The 17,402-nt window shown below is 53.9% G+C and carries 17 protein-coding genes; 12 read left to right on the plus strand and 5 right to left on the minus strand.

Features of this window, described 5'->3' with window-relative positions; all coding sequences use genetic code 11:
• Position 1 precedes the first annotated feature (1 nt).
• Positions 2 to 1,012 carry a Holliday junction branch migration DNA helicase RuvB gene (gene ruvB / locus AC07UY_RS19625; RefSeq protein ID WP_192612496.1) on the plus strand — a complete coding sequence of 337 codons (1,011 nt, stop codon included), beginning with the start codon at positions 2 to 4 and terminating at the stop codon, positions 1,010 to 1,012.
• 76 nt (positions 1,013 to 1,088) lie between these two features.
• Here ruvB and znuB read toward each other — a convergent pair whose 3' ends face one another.
• Entirely contained in the window at positions 1,089 to 1,874 is a 786-nt protein-coding gene (znuB, locus tag AC07UY_RS19630; protein ID WP_203360922.1) for a zinc ABC transporter permease subunit ZnuB, read from the minus strand.
• Positions 1,871 to 2,626, minus strand: a complete 756-nt coding sequence (gene znuC, locus AC07UY_RS19635) for a zinc ABC transporter ATP-binding protein ZnuC (RefSeq protein WP_192612494.1) — start codon at positions 2,624 to 2,626, stop codon at positions 1,871 to 1,873. The genes znuB and znuC overlap by 4 nt, the downstream gene beginning before the upstream one ends.
• 78 nt (positions 2,627 to 2,704) lie before the next feature.
• On the opposite strand from znuC, the gene znuA reads away from it, so the two are divergent.
• From znuA to AC07UY_RS19685, 10 genes are all read left to right on the plus strand, one after another.
• Entirely contained in the window at positions 2,705 to 3,649 is a 945-nt protein-coding gene (gene znuA / locus AC07UY_RS19640) for a zinc ABC transporter substrate-binding protein ZnuA (RefSeq protein WP_494701795.1), read from the plus strand.
• Between the two features lie 15 nt (positions 3,650 to 3,664).
• Positions 3,665 to 4,987 (plus strand): murein DD-endopeptidase MepM, encoded by a 1,323-nt coding sequence (mepM, locus tag AC07UY_RS19645; protein WP_203360924.1) that lies wholly within the window; start codon positions 3,665 to 3,667, stop codon positions 4,985 to 4,987.
• Positions 4,988 to 5,244: 257 nt separating this feature from the next.
• Positions 5,245 to 5,604, plus strand: coding sequence for a purine nucleoside phosphoramidase (hinT, locus tag AC07UY_RS19650; RefSeq protein WP_061381942.1), 360 nt, complete (start codon positions 5,245 to 5,247; stop codon positions 5,602 to 5,604).
• Positions 5,605 to 5,606: 2 nt separating this feature from the next.
• Positions 5,607 to 5,981 (plus strand): YcfL family putative periplasmic lipoprotein, encoded by a 375-nt coding sequence (locus tag AC07UY_RS19655; protein WP_203361262.1) that lies wholly within the window; start codon positions 5,607 to 5,609, stop codon positions 5,979 to 5,981.
• Positions 5,982 to 5,994: 13 nt separating this feature from the next.
• Positions 5,995 to 6,639 carry a penicillin-binding protein activator LpoB gene (gene lpoB / locus AC07UY_RS19660; RefSeq protein ID WP_203361263.1) on the plus strand — a complete coding sequence of 215 codons (645 nt, stop codon included), beginning with the start codon at positions 5,995 to 5,997 and terminating at the stop codon, positions 6,637 to 6,639.
• On the plus strand, positions 6,620 to 7,444 hold the full coding sequence (gene thiK, locus AC07UY_RS19665; protein ID WP_494701796.1) for a thiamine kinase: 825 nt from the start codon (positions 6,620 to 6,622) through the stop codon (positions 7,442 to 7,444). The genes lpoB and thiK overlap by 20 nt, the downstream gene beginning before the upstream one ends.
• A gap of 10 nt (positions 7,445 to 7,454) precedes the next feature.
• On the plus strand, positions 7,455 to 8,480 hold the full coding sequence (gene nagZ / locus AC07UY_RS19670; RefSeq protein ID WP_494660470.1) for a beta-N-acetylhexosaminidase: 1,026 nt from the start codon (positions 7,455 to 7,457) through the stop codon (positions 8,478 to 8,480).
• 38 nt (positions 8,481 to 8,518) lie between these two features.
• Positions 8,519 to 9,061 carry an alpha/beta hydrolase YcfP gene (ycfP, locus tag AC07UY_RS19675; protein ID WP_192612489.1) on the plus strand — a complete coding sequence of 181 codons (543 nt, stop codon included), beginning with the start codon at positions 8,519 to 8,521 and terminating at the stop codon, positions 9,059 to 9,061.
• Positions 9,062 to 9,298: 237 nt separating this feature from the next.
• Positions 9,299 to 10,603 carry an NADH-quinone dehydrogenase gene (gene ndh, locus AC07UY_RS19680; protein ID WP_494701797.1) on the plus strand — a complete coding sequence of 435 codons (1,305 nt, stop codon included), beginning with the start codon at positions 9,299 to 9,301 and terminating at the stop codon, positions 10,601 to 10,603.
• 322 nt (positions 10,604 to 10,925) lie between these two features.
• Complete coding sequence (locus AC07UY_RS19685) at positions 10,926 to 11,465, plus strand: glycine zipper 2TM domain-containing protein (protein WP_192612487.1); 540 nt, start codon at positions 10,926 to 10,928, stop codon at positions 11,463 to 11,465.
• A 134-nt stretch (positions 11,466 to 11,599) separates the two neighbouring features.
• On the opposite strand, the gene comR is transcribed toward AC07UY_RS19685, so the two are convergent.
• Entirely contained in the window at positions 11,600 to 12,232 is a 633-nt protein-coding gene (gene comR / locus AC07UY_RS19690) for a TetR family copper-responsive transcriptional repressor ComR (protein ID WP_494701798.1), read from the minus strand.
• A 241-nt stretch (positions 12,233 to 12,473) separates the two neighbouring features.
• On the opposite strand from comR, the gene bhsA reads away from it, so the two are divergent.
• Complete coding sequence (gene bhsA / locus AC07UY_RS19695) at positions 12,474 to 12,731, plus strand: multiple stress resistance protein BhsA (protein ID WP_192612485.1); 258 nt, start codon at positions 12,474 to 12,476, stop codon at positions 12,729 to 12,731.
• A gap of 80 nt (positions 12,732 to 12,811) precedes the next feature.
• Here the strand turns inward: bhsA and ldtC are convergent, their stop codons facing one another.
• Together ldtC and mfd are read right to left on the minus strand one after the other, a co-directional pair.
• On the minus strand, positions 12,812 to 13,777 hold the full coding sequence (gene ldtC, locus AC07UY_RS19700; RefSeq protein WP_494701806.1) for a L,D-transpeptidase LdtC: 966 nt from the start codon (positions 13,775 to 13,777) through the stop codon (positions 12,812 to 12,814).
• 147 nt (positions 13,778 to 13,924) lie between these two features.
• A complete protein-coding gene (mfd, locus tag AC07UY_RS19705) occupies positions 13,925 to 17,371 on the minus strand; it encodes a transcription-repair coupling factor (RefSeq protein ID WP_494701799.1) in 3,447 nt (1,148 codons plus the stop codon).
• Positions 17,372 to 17,402 lie beyond the last annotated feature (31 nt).

Here is a 17,402-nt window from a genome sequence, read left to right on the forward strand (position 1 = left end):
GATGATAGAAGCAGACCGCCTGATTTCAGCAGAAAGCACGTTGCCAGAAGATGTGGCAGACCGGGCGATTCGTCCCAAACTGCTGGCGGAGTACGTTGGTCAGCCGCAGGTGCGCTCGCAGATGGAGATTTTTATCCAGGCGGCGAAACTGCGCGGTGATGCGCTTGACCACCTGCTGATTTTCGGCCCGCCGGGTCTGGGTAAAACCACGCTGGCGAATATTGTCGCCAATGAAATGGGAGTGAACCTGCGCACCACCTCCGGTCCGGTGCTGGAGAAAGCAGGGGATCTGGCGGCGATGCTCACTAACCTCGAGCCGCACGACGTTCTGTTTATCGACGAAATTCATCGCCTGTCTCCGGTGGTTGAAGAAGTATTGTACCCGGCGATGGAGGACTATCAGCTCGATATCATGATTGGTGAAGGTCCGGCAGCGCGCTCGATAAAAATCGATCTGCCGCCCTTTACGCTGATTGGCGCAACCACCCGCGCGGGCTCATTAACCTCGCCGTTGCGCGACCGTTTTGGCATCGTTCAGCGTCTGGAGTTTTATCAGGTTGCCGATCTACAGCATATCGTCGGGCGCAGCGCACGTTATATGGGACTGGAGATGAGCGATGAAGGCGCACTGGAAGTCGCCCGTCGCGCGCGTGGCACGCCACGTATCGCCAACCGTCTGCTGCGCCGCGTGCGTGACTTTGCCGAAGTGAAGCACGACGGCACTATCTCGGCGGATATTGCCGCTCAGGCGCTGGATATGCTTAACGTCGATGCCGAAGGGTTCGACTATATGGACCGCAAACTGTTGCTGGCGGTGATCGATAAGTTCTTTGGTGGGCCTGTTGGGTTAGATAACCTGGCTGCGGCTATCGGCGAAGAGCGCGAAACGATTGAGGACGTGCTGGAACCGTATCTGATTCAGCAGGGTTTTTTACAGCGTACCCCGCGTGGTCGTATGGCAACGGTGCGTGCGTGGAATCACTTTGGGATCACTCCGCCGGAAATGCCCTGAGCGTAGCGCCGGATAGCGATGCGAGCGCATCTTATCCGGCCAGGGAAGACAGTGCGATCCGGTAAAAAAACAGGCCTCAACTGGCCTGTTTTTTCATCATGGTAAGGATAAACAGCAGCGCAGCGCACAGAACGACCGAAGGGCCGGCTGGCGTGTCGTAAAATGCCGAAAAGGTCAGCCCACCTGTAACCGCTACCATTCCTACAATCACCGCAACACCTGCCATCTGCTCTGGCGTACGGGCAAAACGACGCGCCGTGGCTGCCGGGATTATCAGCAATGAGGTGATGATCAGCGCGCCGACAAACTTCATTGCCACCCCGATCGTTAACGCCGTCACCAGCATCAGCAGAAGTTTCACGCGCTGAATTTTCACCCCATCAACAAACGCCAGGTCCGGGCTGATGGTCATGGACAGCAAATTGCGCCACTGCCAGAACAAAATCGCCAGAACAATGACGACGCCAATGGCGATGGAGATCAGATCTTCAGGCGTGACTGCCAGTAAATCGCCAAACAGATAGGCCATCAAATCGACACGGATGTTCGACATCAGACTGACCACCACCAGACCCAGCGACAGGGCGCTGTGTGCCATAATGCCCAGCAGAGTATCGATCGCCAGGTGAGGGCGTTTCTCAAGCCACACCAGACCTGCCGCCAGCACCAGCGTGACGGCGATGACCGCGTAAAACGGATTGACATCCAGCAGTAAACCAAATGCCACGCCTAACAGCGAAGCGTGCGCCAGCGTATCGCCAAAATAGGACATCCGACGCCAGACCACGAACGAGCCCAGCGGACCTGCAGCGCAGGCCAGCATGATCCCGGCGAACCAGCCGGGTAACAAAAATTCAATCATGAGTGACCATTTCCCCGGCGCAATACAATACGGCCCTGTAAATCATGGCGGTGATTATGATGATGGCGATAAATGCCTAACTGCTCAGCGCCGCGCGGCCCAAACATGGAGATAAACTCCGGGTGCATTGAGACAATCTCCGGCGTACCGGAGCAGCAAATGTGGTGATTCAGACACAGCACTTCGTCTGTTTTGGCCATCACCAGATGCAGGTCATGCGACACCATCAACACCGCGCAGTCGAGTTCGCGACGCAACTGGTCGATGAGATCGTAAAGCGCCACCTGACCGTTGACATCGACGCCCTGCGTTGGCTCATCCAGCACCAGCAACTGCGGTTGATTTAATAACGCGCGCGCCAACAGCACACGCTGCGTTTCCCCGCCGGATAACTTTTGCATGGGCGCGTTAATCAGATGGCCAGCCTGAACGCGTTTAAGAGCAGGCAGAATGTCTGATTTATGCGTGCCAGGACGTAAGCGTAAAAAACGGTTTACGGTGAGTGGGAGCGTGGTATCGAGATACAGTTTCTGCGGGACATAGCCGACGCGTAGCTGGCCGTTACGCTTGATAACGCCTTCATCAGGTGTTACGAGCCCTAATACCACACGTACCAGGGTGGACTTCCCGGCACCGTTAGGGCCAAGGAGAGTCAAAATTTTTCCGGGTCTGAGTTCAAGCGACACGTCAGAAAGGACGCGGCGTTGACCATAAGAGACCGAGACATTTTCCAGTGAAACCAAAGTCGTCATGTCAATTTTAGGCTTGCAGAAGTTATAGAATGTTATAATATCACATTTCACACATTCATTACGATGATTCGTTGCATTATGTTACATAAAAATACGCTTCTTTTCGCAGCATTATCCGCTGCTCTTTGGGGGAGTGCAACACACGCCGCAAATGCCTCTGTCGTTGCCTCCCTTAAGCCCCTGGGGTTCATTGCTTCCGCGATTGCTGATGGTGTAACAGAGACCGAGGTTTTATTGCCGGATGGCGCCTCGGAACATGATTACTCACTGCGTCCTTCCGACGTAAAACGCTTACAGGGCGCGGACTTAGTTGTCTGGATTGGTCCAGAGATGGAAGCGTTCATGGAAAAGTCAGTAAAGAACATTCCAGAATCAAAACAGGTAACGATTGCGCAGCTTCCGTCGGTGAAACCGTTGCTCATGAAAGGGGGGGACGACGACGATGACGGGCATGATCACGACCCTGCTCATGATGAAAAAGGTGACGACCATCACCATCACGGCGACTACAATATGCATCTTTGGCTTTCCCCAGAGATAGCGCGGTCTTCAGCGGTTGCAATCCATGATAAATTAGTGGAACTTATGCCGCAAAGTCGAGCCAAACTTGACGCCAACCTGAAGGATTTTGAGGCACAATTAGCCCAGGTCGATAAACAGGTCGGTAACGAGCTCGCACCGCTCAAGGGGAAAGGGTACTTCGTTTTTCATGACGCTTATGGTTACTACGAAAAACACTTCGGACTGACGCCGCTTGGTCACTTCACCGTCAACCCTGAGATTCAACCTGGTGCGCAGCGTTTACATGAAATAAGAACACAGTTGGTTGAGCAAAAAGCAACCTGCGTTTTTGCTGAGCCACAGTTCAGGCCAGCGGTCGTTGAAGCCGTTGCGAGAGGGACGTCCGTTCGAATGGGAACGCTGGATCCCCTCGGAACGCATATTGCACTGGGTAAAACGAGCTATTCAGCGTTTCTGACTCAATTAGCGAACCAGTATGCGAGCTGCCTGAAAGGAGATTAACGAGGAAGTGAATACGTGCAACAGATAGCCCGCTCTGTCGCTCTGGCATTTAATAATCTGCCCAGACCCCATCGCGTCATGCTGGGGTCACTTACTGTTCTGACGCTTGCTGTCGCGGTGTGGCGCCCATACGTTTATCACCCTGAGTCCGCGCCTATCGTCAAAACCATCGAACTGGAAAAAAGTGAGATTCGGTCGCTGTTGCCTGAGGCGAGCGAACCTATCGATCAGGCTGCGCAGGAAGATGAAGAGATTCCTCAGGATGAACTGGATGACAAAACCTCAGGTGAGGTGGGTGTCCACGAATATGTGGTCTCTACCGGAGATACACTGAGCAGCATCCTGAATCAGTACGGCATTGAGATGGGCGATATCAGCCAGCTTGCCGCCGCAGACAAAGAACTGCGTAATCTGAAAATTGGTCAGCAACTCTCCTGGACGCTGACTGCCGACGGCGATTTACAACGTCTGACTTGGGAAGTTTCCCGCCGCGAAACCCGCACTTACGATCGCACGGCTGCCAATGGCTTCAAGATGAGCAGCGAGATGCAGCAAGGTGACTGGGTTAACAGCCTGATGAAAGGCACCGTCGGCGGTAGTTTTGTCTCCAGTGCGAAAGAGGCAGGACTCACCAGCGCGGAAATCAGCGCTGTGATCAAAGCCATGCAGTGGCAGATGGACTTCCGCAAACTGAAAAAAGGCGATGAATTCTCGGTATTGATGTCACGTGAGATGCTGGATGGAAAACGTGAACAAAGCCAGTTGTTGGGCGTGCGGTTACGTTCTGACGGTAAAGACTACTACGCGATTCGCGCTGAGGACGGTAAGTTCTACGATCGCAATGGTACCGGTCTTGCTAAAGGGTTCATGCGTTTCCCGACGGCGAAACAGTTCCGCATTTCGTCCAACTTTAACCCTCGTCGCCTGAACCCGGTTACGGGACGTGTTGCGCCGCATAAAGGCGTCGATTTCGCCATGCCGCAAGGTACGCCGGTACTGTCGGTAGGTGACGGTGAAGTGGTGGTCGCAAAACGCAGCGGTGCGGCGGGTTACTACGTCGCGATCCGTCATGGACGCACCTACACCACCCGTTATATGCACTTGCGTAAACTGTTAGTGAAACCGGGGCAAAAAGTGAAACGTGGCGATCGCATCGCGCTTTCAGGGAATACCGGAAGATCAACCGGTCCGCATCTGCACTATGAAGTGTGGGTCAACCAACAGGCGGTGAACCCGTTGACGGCGAAACTGCCGCGTACGGAAGGGCTGACCGGATCGGATCGCCGTGATTACCTGGCCCAGGTGAAAGACGTCCTGCCGCAGTTGCGCTTCGACTAACCCGTTTAGCATGTTCCTCTAAAGCCGGTACACAATGTGTACCGGCTTTTTTGTTTCTGTAAGGCGCTCACCCGAAACGATAGGCTTGCTTCGGGAGGGGGAAATGGCGATAAGCGCAGCACCAGATAAGCTTTTACTGAATAAATCGCGGGTTAAAGTTGAAAGAGCGTGAGTAACTCGCTCATACTCTATACTCGCAATGCGGCTCAGCGTAGCATGGTGAAACGTAAGAGCTAATTATGAAAAAGGAAAACGTCGTGGCAGAAGAAACTATTTTCAGCAAAATCATCCGTCGTGAAATTCCCTCGGATATCGTTTATCAGGACGATCTGGTCACTGCATTTCGTGATATCTCTCCCCAGGCGCCGACACATATCCTCATTATTCCTAATATTCTGATCCCCACCGTCAATGACGTGACGGCTGAGCACGAGCAGGCGCTGGGTCGGATGATCACAGTGGCGGCGAAAATCGCCGAACAGGAAGGTATTGCTGCTGACGGTTATCGTTTAATTATGAATACCAATCGCCATGGCGGACAAGAGGTGTATCACATCCATATGCACCTGTTAGGCGGTCGCGCACTGGGTCCAATGCTTGCGCATAAAGGTCTTTGATGATGACGAGAGGATGCGTTGCGCTGTCGTTGGCGGTGCTGTTGCTCGTTGGCTGCCGTTCACATCCTGAAATACCGGTGAGTGATGAGCAGACGCTGGTCATGGAATCAACGCTACTGGCGGCGGGGATCACCGCTGAGCCTCCGGCATTGACGACGTCCGATATTCAGACTTCTGCCTCCTCGCGACTCTATAACGAAAGACAAGAACCCGTTACCGTTCATTATCGCTTTTATTGGTATGACGCCAGAGGACTGGAAATGCACCCTCTGGAGAAGCCGCGTAGCGTAACAATTCCGGCGCACTCGTCGGTTACGTTATACGGAAGCGCCAATTATCTGGGGGCGCACAAAGTTAGACTTTATCTTTATTTGTAAGAGGTGAATCTTGATAACTAAAATACATCGCTACGCACTGGTAGCCGCGCTGGCGATATTCCTCTCGGGATGTGTGACCCAACGAGAACAACCCGCGCCGGTCGATGAAGCGAAACCGACACCTGAACAGCCTGTTCAGCCGGAGCAACCAGTGCCTGTCGTACCGACGGTGCCGACGGTTCCTCAGCAACCGGGTCCCATTGAGCATGAAGATCAGACTGCGCAACCCGCACCGCGCGTCCGTCACTATGACTGGAACGGCGCCATGCAACCGATGGTCGGAAAAATGTTGCAGGCGGGGGGGATTGCGGCAGGGAATGTCCTGCTGGTCGACAGCGTAAACAACCGTACCAATGGCTCCCTCAATGCGGGTGAAGCGACGGATACGTTACGCAATGCGCTGGCGAATAACGGCAAATTTACGCTGGTGTCGGTGCAGCAGTTGTCGCTGGCAAAACAACAGTTAGGGTTGTCTCCGCAAGACAGTCTGGGAACCCGCAGTAAAGCCATCGGGATCGCCCGTAACGTGGGCGCGCAATATGTGCTCTATTCCAGTGCGACGGGTAACGTCAATGCCCCTACGCTGCAAATGCAGCTCATGCTGGTACAAACTGGCGAGATAATCTGGTCGGGTAAAGGTGCAGTCCAGCAAAAATAACCGACTGACGCGCGACGACGTGTTGTCGCGCTATTTCCCGCAATATCATCCCGTCGCCGCGAACAACCACGGATTAAGCGGCGGGAGCGTCATCATTGAAAATGCGACCCATCGTCTGGTTCTTCGTTGTCATCATGATCCTCAGGCGCCGGAGTCGCAATTTTTGCGGCAGTACCGGGCGCTCTCACACTTGCCCGACACGCTTGTGACCCGTCCCCGATTCTATACGCTAGGCTGGATGGCCGTGGACTATTTAGCGGGCGACGTAAAATCCGGATTACCGGACGCCGACGCGCTGGCGGGCTTGCTGTATCATCTGCATCAGCAACCGTGCTTTGGCTGGCGGGTCACGCTGCTGCCGTTGCTGGAGCAATACTGGCAGTGTTGCGATCCTGCTCGTCGCACGCCGGACTGGTTACGACGGTTAAAACGGCTGCGAACAGTGCGTGAACCTCGCCCTCTGCGTCTCGGGCCTTTGCATATGGATGTTCATGGCGGCAATCTGGTGCACACGGCGTCAGGGTTACGATTGATTGACTGGGAATATGCCGGAGACGGCGATATTGCTCTGGAACTGGCGGCGGTGTGGGTGGATGATGCGTCACAGCATCAGCAGTTGATCTCCGCCTACGCTAAGCGTGCGCATATCGATCCCCGACGCCTCTGGCGACAGGTCCGGTTATGGCATCCCTGGGTGATGATGCTGAAAGCGGGATGGTTTGAGTACCGCTGGCAGCAGACCGGCGAACAACAATTTATCAGGCTGGCCGATGAAACCTGGCGTCAGCTAACAACGAAAAAATAAGGAGAGCAGTGTGGGCCCAGTAATGTTGGATGTTGAAGGATTTGAACTGGATGCCGAAGAGCGCGAGATTCTGGCGCATCCGCAGGTAGGCGGTCTCATTCTCTTCACCCGTAATTACCATGATCCGGAGCAGTTGCGTGAACTGGTACGCCAAATTCGGGCGGCGTCGCGTAATCATCTGGTGGTGGCGGTCGATCAGGAAGGCGGACGCGTACAACGTTTTCGCGAAGGCTTTACTCGCTTACCGGCCGCGCAATCTTTTGCTGCGCTGAAGGGGCTGGAAGAGGGCGGAAAGCTGGCTCAGGAGGCGGGCTGGCTGATGGCCAGTGAAATGATCGCCATGGATATCGATATCAGCTTTGCGCCGGTTCTTGATGTCGGGCATATCAGCGCGGCCATTGGCGAGCGTTCTTATCATGCCGATCCGCAAAAAGCGCTGATCATGGCCACGCGCTTCATTGACGGTATGCATGCCGCGGGCATGAAAACCACTGGCAAACACTTCCCGGGCCACGGGGCGGTTACGGCGGACTCACACAAAGAAACGCCTCGCGACCCGCGTCCACAAGCGGAAATCCGCGCCAAAGACATGTCTGTTTTCCAGGCGTTGATCACCGGGAACAAGCTCGACGCCATTATGCCTGCGCATGTGATTTACAGCGATGTGGATCCGCGTCCGGCGAGCGGTTCTGCGCACTGGCTGAAAACAGTACTGCGCGGTGAGCTGGGGTTTGACGGCGTGATTTTCTCTGACGATTTGTCGATGGAAGGCGCGGCGATTATGGGCAGCTACGCAGAACGTGGTCAGGCTTCACTGGATGCAGGTTGCGATATGATCCTGGTCTGCAATAATCGTAAAGGTGCGGTCAGCGTGTTAGATAATCTGTCGCCGATCAATGCAGAACGTGTTACACGTTTGTATCATAAAGGTTCATTTTCGCGCCAGGAACTCATGGATTCTGAGCGCTGGAAAACCGTCAGCGCCCAGCTTATCCAACTGCATGAACGCTGGCAGGAAGAGAAAGCAGGTCAATAACACTCCCGTCAGGGGAGTCGGGTTTTGGTGAGGATGCGATGATTATCTATTTACACGGTTTTGACTCTAACAGTCCGGGTAACCACGAGAAAGTGCTGCAACTGCAATTTATTGACCCGGATGTCAGGCTGATCAGCTACAGCACGAGGCATCCTAAACATGATATGCAGCATCTGCTGAAAGAAGTGGACAAAATGTTGCAGCTCAACGTGGACGAACGCCCGTTGATTTGTGGTGTGGGTCTTGGCGGCTACTGGGCGGAACGAATCGGTTTTCTCTGTGACATTCGCCAGGTGGTGTTTAATCCGAATCTGTTCCCTTATGAGAACATGGAAGGCAAAATCGACCGTCCGGAAGAGTACGCCGATATCGCCACCAAGTGCGTTACCAACTTTCGGGAAAAGAACCGCGATCGTTGCCTGGTGATCCTTTCTCGCCATGATGAAGCCTTGAACAGCCAACGTTCGTCAGAAGAGTTGCACCATTTCTACGAAATTGTGTGGGATGAGGAGCAAACCCATAAGTTCAAGAATATCTCGTCTCATTTGCAGCGAATTAAAGCCTTTAAGACCCTGGGTTAACAGGGTCAGACTGTTTTGTAAGACCAGCCTTCGGGCTGGTTTTTTTATGCATATTGCCAGTGTTGTCTAACTTTTCAGCGAGAAAACTTGATGCACATCAATTTTGGTATGACCAATGCACCGTTCGTGTTATTCTCACTCTCGAAGTCGCTTTTCATTGTCGTAACTTGTTGTTAATTAAAGGCTATGCCTATAACGTTTAATTAACAATTGGTTAATAAATTTAAGGGGGTCACCTTGACTACACCATTGAAAAAAATCGTGATTGTCGGCGGTGGTGCTGGCGGGCTGGAAATGGCGACGCAGTTGGGCAAAAAACTGGGTCGCAAGAAAAAAGCGAAAATCACGCTGGTGGACAGAAACCACAGCCATTTGTGGAAACCGCTGTTGCACGAAGTGGCGACCGGTTCGCTGGATGAAGGTGTGGATGCGCTGAGCTACCTGGCGCATGCGCGCAATCATGGCTTCCAGTTTCAGCTTGGATCAGTGATGGATATCGATCGTGAAGCAAAAACGATAACCATTGCCGAACTGCGCGATGAAAAAGGGGAGCTGTTGGTGCCGGAGCGTAAAATTGCCTATGACACGCTGGTGATGGCGCTGGGAAGTACCTCCAATGATTTCAATACGCCAGGCGTGAAAGAGCACTGCATTTTCCTCGATAACCCACATCAGGCGCGCCGTTTCCATCACGAAATGTTGAACCTGTTTTTGAAATACTCCGCTAACCTGGGGGCGAACGGTAAGGTTAACATCGCCATTGTGGGCGGGGGCGCAACGGGCGTTGAGCTCTCGGCAGAACTGCATAATGCAGTGAAACAACTGCACAGTTACGGTTACAAAGGGCTGACCAACGAAGCGCTGAATGTGACGCTGGTTGAAGCCGGTGAACGTATTCTGCCAGCATTGCCGCCGCGTATTTCTGGCGCAGCGCATAGCGAATTGACCAAGCTGGGTGTTCGTGTGTTGACGCAGACAATGGTGACCAGTGCTGATGTCGGCGGGCTTCACACCAAAGATGGCGAATATATCGAAGCCGATCTGATGGTGTGGGCGGCAGGTATTAAAGCGCCAGATTTTATGAAAGATATCGGCGGTCTGGAAACCAACCGTATCAATCAACTGGTGGTGGAACCGACCCTGCAAACCTCCCGCGACCCTGACGTATATGCCATTGGCGACTGTGCGTCCTGTGCGCGTCCGGAAGGGGGCTTTGTACCGCCGCGTGCTCAGGCGGCACACCAGATGGCAACCTGCGCGATGAACAATATCCTGGCGCAGATGAACGGCAAACCGCTGAAGGCGTACCAGTATAAAGATCACGGCTCTCTGGTGTCTCTCTCCAACTTCTCTACCGTGGGGAGTCTGATGGGGAATCTGACGCGCGGATCAATGATGGTGGAAGGGCGTATCGCCCGCTTCGTTTATGTTTCGCTGTACCGTATGCACCAGATTGCGTTGCACGGCTACTTCAAAACCGGGTTGATGATGCTGGTTGGCAGCATTAACCGTGTGATTCGCCCACGTCTGAAACTGCATTAATAAACTCTTTACTCACCGGCCATTCGTGCCGGTGAGTTTTTTACAGAAAATCCTCCCATCAGTTAACACCGGCCATTTAAGCTAATGACTGAGGGGAAACACCGGGATTGGGTTCCCGGAGGGACGCCAAACCCGGTGGTCGCCCCGGATATCTCGGTTTTAAACTAACGGCGTTATCCCGCCAGTCCTTGTTATGCGCTTCGGAGTACTCCGAATCCTCCTGTTTCGCCACTCAAACCCCTACTTTTCATCCGTTGTCTGATTTGCTTACTTCCCCACCCGTTGCAAAATTGTTACTAATAGCAAAAAAGGAGGAGTTCCCGTGAATAAATCAATGTTGGCGGGTATCGGGATTGGCGTAGCGGCTGCGCTGGGCGTTGCGGCTGTCGCCGGTCTTAATGTCTTAGAGCGTGGCCCGCAGTATGCTCAGGTTGTTTCTGCAACACCGATTAAGGAAACGGTTAAAACTCCGCGTCAGGAGTGCCATAACGTCACGGTCACGCACCGTAAACCCGTCCAGGATGAAAACCGTATCGCCGGTTCTGTACTTGGCGCGGTTGCCGGTGGGGTTATTGGTCATCAGTTTGGCGGTGGTCGCGGTAAAGATGTGGCCACGGTCGTGGGTGCGCTGGGCGGCGGTTATGCCGGCAACCAGATCCAGGGCTCAATGCAGAACAATGACACCTACACCTCAACCCAGCAGCGTTGCAAAACGGTGTATGACAAGTCTGAAAAGATGCTGGGTTATGATGTCACTTATAAAATTGGCGACCAGCAGGGCAAGATTCGCATGGATAAAGATCCAGGTGCGCAGATCCCTCTGGATAACAACGGCCAGCTCATTTTGACTAACAAAGCGTAAAAATAGCTCTACTCTGCACACTTGCCCCTCATTCGCTCAGGCTGAGGGGCTTTTTTATGTCTGCGATGACTATCAGGAGCGGGCGAGTGAGTCCGATACTCTATCGGCATCACGATACGCCCAGGCCCGACAGACTATTTCAGCAGCTCAGGCCACAGTTTTAGCGTGGTGTGGGTGATCAACATCAGCTTCTCGAAGGTTGCGCCTTCGCGGGCGCTTATCGACATCCCCTGCAATATACAGTTCAGATACTCCGCCAGACTCTGCGGATCACAGTGCGCTGGAATTTCGCCGCGCTCTTGTCGTTGACGCAGAAATTGGGTCAGTGTCTGTTCCTGCATCGCATGGCGTGATTTGACCGTATGCGCAATATCACGAGAAGAGGCTGCCAGTGTCGCGGAGGTGTTAATCATAAAGCATCCGGCGGGGGTCTCTTTACTGGTGAAGCAGGTCGCAACGGCAGTGAAGTAATCTTCGAGTGCCGATTCAACACTTTTTTCTTCGCAGAAGAGCTGTGCCTCGTGCTTTGCCGCAAAACGGCTAATGTAGCGATCCAGCACGGCGCGAAATAACCCTTCTTTGTTGGTAAATTCCGCATACAGCGTCGGCGCTTTCGCCCCGGTTGCTTCTACGAGGTCGGAGAGCGATGTCGCTTCATAGCCATGTTGCCAGAAGAGTGTCATGGCCTTATCAAGCGCGGCTTCCCTGTCGAACACTTTTGGTCGGCCACGGCTTTTTTTTGCGCAACTTGTTGGGGTAGTTGTCATGGTGCCGTTGTACCAGGTTAGGTTTATTGAACAACCATTATAAAAATAAACCCGCTCAGTCTCCAGCGGATTAAGGATAAAAATAAATTAATCTTACGGCGCTGAAAAATAAGGCATTTATAATTAAACTAACGACCATTATAAAAATACATTGACGTGTGACCTGGATCACATCTATGATTTACCTATCGATCGTTAAGTTAATTCTAACGACATCATTCATCTGCTACAGGTCACTATCATGAAAAACGTAAAAACCCTTATCGCTGCCGCTGTTCTGAGCTCACTTTCATTTGCCAGCTTTGCGGCCGTTGAAGTTCAGGCTACGCCTGCCGGTCAACAAAAAGTGGGCACCATCTCTGCGAATGCAGGGACTAACCTGGGTTCTCTGGAAGATCAACTGGCGCAGAAAGCGGATGAGATGGGGGCGAAATCCTTCCGTATTACTTCCGTTACCGGTCCTAACACTCTTCACGGAACGGCGGTTATTTACAAATAAGCATGACTCCCTCATCAATGCCTGTTTAATTGCCACAAAAAACCCCGCGATGTTTGCGGGGTTTTTTATATGCTGAGTCTCTACATCGCCTGTGGTGTGGCATCCTGATGGCGGGTGACATCCACCGGCATACCGGAACGCACTTCCATAACATGTTCCATGACCGCCGCATCGGTCTGCGCTGAGGCTTTAAATGCCTGCATGGCGCTGTTCAGGTTGATGGGCAATACCTGCGGGTCATCGTTCAGATTCTTCGACAACGGCTGATGCACTTCCACCAGACGCACACCTCCCGGTTCTACAGAGGCTTTGATTGGCGTATTGATGATATTCACTTTTGTCCCAGGCGTGACCTGGCGGAATAATGTCTCAATATCACCGTCACGTAAGCGAATACACCCTGAGCTGACGCGCATGCCGATACCAAAATCGGCATTGGTGCCATGCAGCAGATAAACCCCGCCGTAGGCAGCTAAGCGAATCGCATGATGCCCCATAGGATTATCCGGTCCGGCAGGGACCACGGCAGGGAGGTCAACCCCTTGCGCTTTGTAACGGGCGCGAATATTCGCCGTCGGAGTCCAGGTAGGATTGGCGCGTTTGTCAGAGATGGTTGTCACCATCGTTGGCGTCAGCGTATCGCCGCCTAACTGACCGATACCGATCGGGTAGACGGTGACCACGTTTTTCCCCGGCGGGTAATAGTACAGACGTAATTCCGCCAGGTTGATAACGATCCCTTCGCGCGGCGCGTCTGGCAGGAGGGTTTGCAACGGAATAGTCAGTACGCTGCCCGCGCGCGGAACATAAGGGTCAACGCCCGGGTTGGCCTGTAACAGCGCCAGAAAACCGACATTGTATTTCTTTGCGATCGATTCCAGCGAGCCGCCGTTGTTTTCAACGACGTGATATTTGTTTTCGCCCACCAGTTTGCTGCCCGCCGGAGGCAGTGGCCAGGTGTTCGCTTTGGCAGGCAGCGCAACCGCCACGGTCGCGGCGAGGGCACAAAATGCCAGCCACCGAGAAAAACGCATGTGTAATCTCATCACTATAAATCCATGTAAATCACAGGGTTATTGTTGCGATAACGTAAACGGGGATTATGACGGCTGGCTATGTCGGGAAGTGCAGGGAAATGCAAAGAGTTTGTAAATCCTGAGCCGGGTGAAGACTGACCTCTCCCGGCACAGTGATTACGCGACGGCGTTTTCTTCCAGTTGTCGCATGAACTGACGTACCCATTCGATGCGGGTTTTACGTTCACCCAGTTCCTGAATAAATTTCAGTCGGGTTGGCCCGTCCAGACGGAAGTGCTGCGGTTGTTTCTGCAACAGACCGATAAGCCAGACCGGGTTGACGTGGTTTTTCTCAGCGAACTCGATGATGCCGCCTTTCTCGTTGCCTTCCAGCTTTTTAATGCCGAGTTTTTGCGCCTGCTGGCGCAGACGGGCAATCTCCAGCAGCGTGCGGGCGGGATCAGGCAACAGCCCAAAGCGGTCGATCAGTTCGACTTTTATCTCTTCCAGTTCGTTTTCGCTTTTCGCACTGGCGATACGCTTGTAGAACGAGAGACGGGTGTTCACATCCGGGATAAAATCATCCGGCAACAGCGACGGCATACGCAGTTCGACTTCTGTCTGTTGGCTGGTAAGGTCTTCCAGCGACGGTTCGCGCCCGGCTTTCAGTGCATCGACGGCGTTTTCCAGCAGTTCCATATACAGCGAGAAACCGATGGTTTCCATCGAGCCGCTCTGGTCTTCGCCGAGTAATTCCCCCGCGCCACGAATTTCGAGATCATGCGTTGCCAGCGCGAAGCCCGCCCCCAGATCCTCAAGCGACGCGATGGCCTCAAGGCGTTTTTGCGCATCGGTGGTCATGGCTTTTGGATGCGGCGTCAGCAGCCAGGCATACGCCTGATGGTGCGAGCGACCAACACGGCCACGCAACTGGTGTAATTGCGCCAGACCGAAGTGATCGGCGCGTTCGATAATGATGGTGTTGGCGGTGGGAATGTCGATCCCGGTTTCGATAATCGTGGTACAGACCAGGACGTTAAAGCGCTGATGGTGGAAGTCATTCATCACGCGTTCCAGTTCACGTTCGCGCATCTGTCCGTGCCCAATCGCGATACGCGCTTCGGGCACCAGTTCCGCCAGCCGGTCCGCCGTTTTCTGAATATTTTCCACATCGTTGAACAGGTAATACACCTGGCCTCCACGCAACACCTCACGCAGGATCGCCTCACGCACCACCAGATTGTCGTATTCACGGACAAAGGTTTTGACCGCCAGACGACGGGCGGGCGGGGTGGCAATGATAGAGAGATCGCGCATACCGCTCATCGCCATATTCAGCGTACGTGGGATCGGCGTTGCCGTCAGCGTCAGAATGTCTACATCGGCGCGCATGGCCTTAATGCGCTCTTTGTGACGGACACCAAAACGGTGCTCTTCGTCGACAATCAACAGGCCTAAATCTTTCAGTTTTACATCGCTTTGCAGCAGTTTGTGGGTGCCGATCAAAATATCGATCTTACCTTCGGCGACCTGCTCAAGGATTTGCGTCTGCTCTTTGGCGCTACGGAAGCGAGAGAGCATTTCAATACGCACCGGCCAGTTGGCAAAGCGATCGCGGAAGTTGTCGAAATGCTGCTGGGCAAGCAGGGTGGTGGGGACCAGTACCGCCACCTGTTTGTGGTTTTCCACCGCCAGAAACGCAGCGCGCATGGCCACTTCGGTTTTACCAAAACCGACATCACCGCAGACTAAACGGTCCATCGCCAGCGGCTGGCACATATCACTGAGGACCGCGTTGATGGCTTGCGCCTGGTCAGGCGTGGTTTCAAACGGGAAGCTGTCGCAGAATAACTGGTATTGCTCACGATCGTGCTTAAAGGCGAAGCCCTCTTTAGCGGCGCGTTGGGCATAAATATCCAGCAACTCTGCCGCCACATCGCGTACTTTTTCCGCCGCTTTCTGCCTGGCGCGCGACCACGCGTCACCGCCCAGTTTATGCAGCGGCGCATTGTCTTCCGCACCGCCTGCGTAACGGCTGATCAGGTGCAACGACGACACCGGAACATACAATTTGGCGTCATTGGCGTAGGTGAGCATCAGATATTCAGCGGTGATGCCGCCAGCTTCCAGCGTGGTCATACCGGCATAGCGACCGACGCCATGCTCAAGGTGGACGACAGGCTGACCCGGATGCAACTCCGCCAGGTTGCGGATCAGCGTATCCGGGTTGATAGTCCGGCGGGTATCCTGGCGACGCCGCGCGACGCGCTCACCGAGCAGATCGCTTTCGCAGATCAGCGCCAGATTACGCTGGGTGTCGACAAATCCATGTTCCGCCGCGCCAATCATCAGGTAGCGACCTGAATCGCTCGCTTCATCCAGACGTAAAATTCGCTTAGGCGCTACCTTGATGCGGGCAAGCAGTTCACCGAGGGCTTCCCGGCGACCTTCGCTTTCTACGGAGAAAATGACCGGACCAGTAAAGGCTTCCAGGAACTTACGTAGGGCATCCAGCGGGGCTTTGTGCTGCGCCTGCACCGCCAGGTCGGGAAGTTTCTGGAAACCCAGATTGGTATTGGCGGCTTTTTCCGGCAGATGTTCGGTTTTGAGTTGTACTCGGGGCCAACGTTTAAGCTCGGAAAAGAGTTCATCAACGCGTAGCCAGAGCGATTCCGGCGGTAAAAGCGGGCGCATGGGGTCAACGCCGCGATTTTCGAAACGTGACAGGGTATCGGCCTGGAAGCGCTCGGCGCTGTTTTCCAGGTTCCCGGTGTTCACCAGTAGCGTATTCGCCGGAAAGTAACTAAACAACGGCGGCAGCGGCTCGCTGAAAAACAGCGGCTGCCAGTATTCGATTCCCGCCGGTAACGTGCCTTTGCTGACCTGCTGATAAATATGTTCAGGGTCGCGTTTCACCTCAAAGGTGTCGCGCCACTGGCTACGGAACAACTCAATGGCCGCTTTGTCCGTCGGGAATTCGTGCGCAGGTAGCAGGTTAATCGCCGCAACTTCTTCCAGCGTGCGTTGGGTGTCGGTGTCGAACAGACGCAGGCTGTCGATCTCATCATCAAAGAAATCGAGTCGGTAAGGCTGCTCGCTGCCCATCGGGAACAGATCCAGTAACGCGCCGCGGGTGGCGTATTCTCCGTGTTCCATAACCTGATCGACATGACGATACCCGGCGCTCTCCAGTTGCGCGCGTAAGGCATCGCGCGACAACTGCTGGCCCTTTTTCATCACCAGCGCGTGACCATGCAGATAATTGTGCGGGCAGACGCGCTGCATCAGGGTATTGACCGGCACGATCAATACGCCACGTTGCATCGACGGGAGCTGATACAGCGTGGAGAGACGCGAGGAGATGATCTCCTGGTGCGGCGAAAAACTGTCGTAGGGGAGCGTTTCCCAGTCTGCCAGATTCATCACCATCTGGTCGGTGAACTGGCTAATTTCATCATGCAGACGCAGGGCATTCTGCATATCCGGCGCAATGAGCACGATGGGGCCCGTGTGACGCTCGGCAATCTCCGCGACCTGTGTGGCGCAAGCAGCACCGGTAAGCTCACCCAACTGGCGCTGATCGCCGGCTTTCGTCGGCAGAGTATAACGTTGTTGTTCAGGCATTCGGTTGTCAGGATCTCTTTTGGGTATACAC

It is taken from the genome of Citrobacter sp. GW821-FHT02E08 (genome assembly GCF_059421685.1).

Excerpts from the sequence above, each read along its gene's own strand:
- ruvB (WP_192612496.1), top strand. The coding sequence starts at position 2 with ATGATAGAAGCAGACCGCCTGATTTCAGCAGAAAGCACGTTGCCAGAA.
- ldtC (WP_494701806.1), bottom strand. The coding sequence starts at position 13,777 with ATGAGATTACACATGCGTTTTTCTCGGTGGCTGGCATTTTGTGCCCTC.
- AC07UY_RS19655 (WP_203361262.1), top strand. The coding sequence starts at position 5,607 with ATGACGAGAGGATGCGTTGCGCTGTCGTTGGCGGTGCTGTTGCTCGTT.
- bhsA (WP_192612485.1), top strand. The coding sequence starts at position 12,474 with ATGAAAAACGTAAAAACCCTTATCGCTGCCGCTGTTCTGAGCTCACTT.
- znuB (WP_203360922.1), bottom strand. The coding sequence starts at position 1,874 with ATGATTGAATTTTTGTTACCCGGCTGGTTCGCCGGGATCATGCTGGCC.
- znuC (WP_192612494.1), bottom strand. The coding sequence starts at position 2,626 with ATGACGACTTTGGTTTCACTGGAAAATGTCTCGGTCTCTTATGGTCAA.
- ycfP (WP_192612489.1), top strand. The coding sequence starts at position 8,519 with ATGATTATCTATTTACACGGTTTTGACTCTAACAGTCCGGGTAACCAC.
- znuA (WP_494701795.1), top strand. The coding sequence starts at position 2,705 with ATGTTACATAAAAATACGCTTCTTTTCGCAGCATTATCCGCTGCTCTT.
- comR (WP_494701798.1), bottom strand. The coding sequence starts at position 12,232 with ATGACAACTACCCCAACAAGTTGCGCAAAAAAAAGCCGTGGCCGACCA.
- mfd (WP_494701799.1), bottom strand. The coding sequence starts at position 17,371 with ATGCCTGAACAACAACGTTATACTCTGCCGACGAAAGCCGGCGATCAG.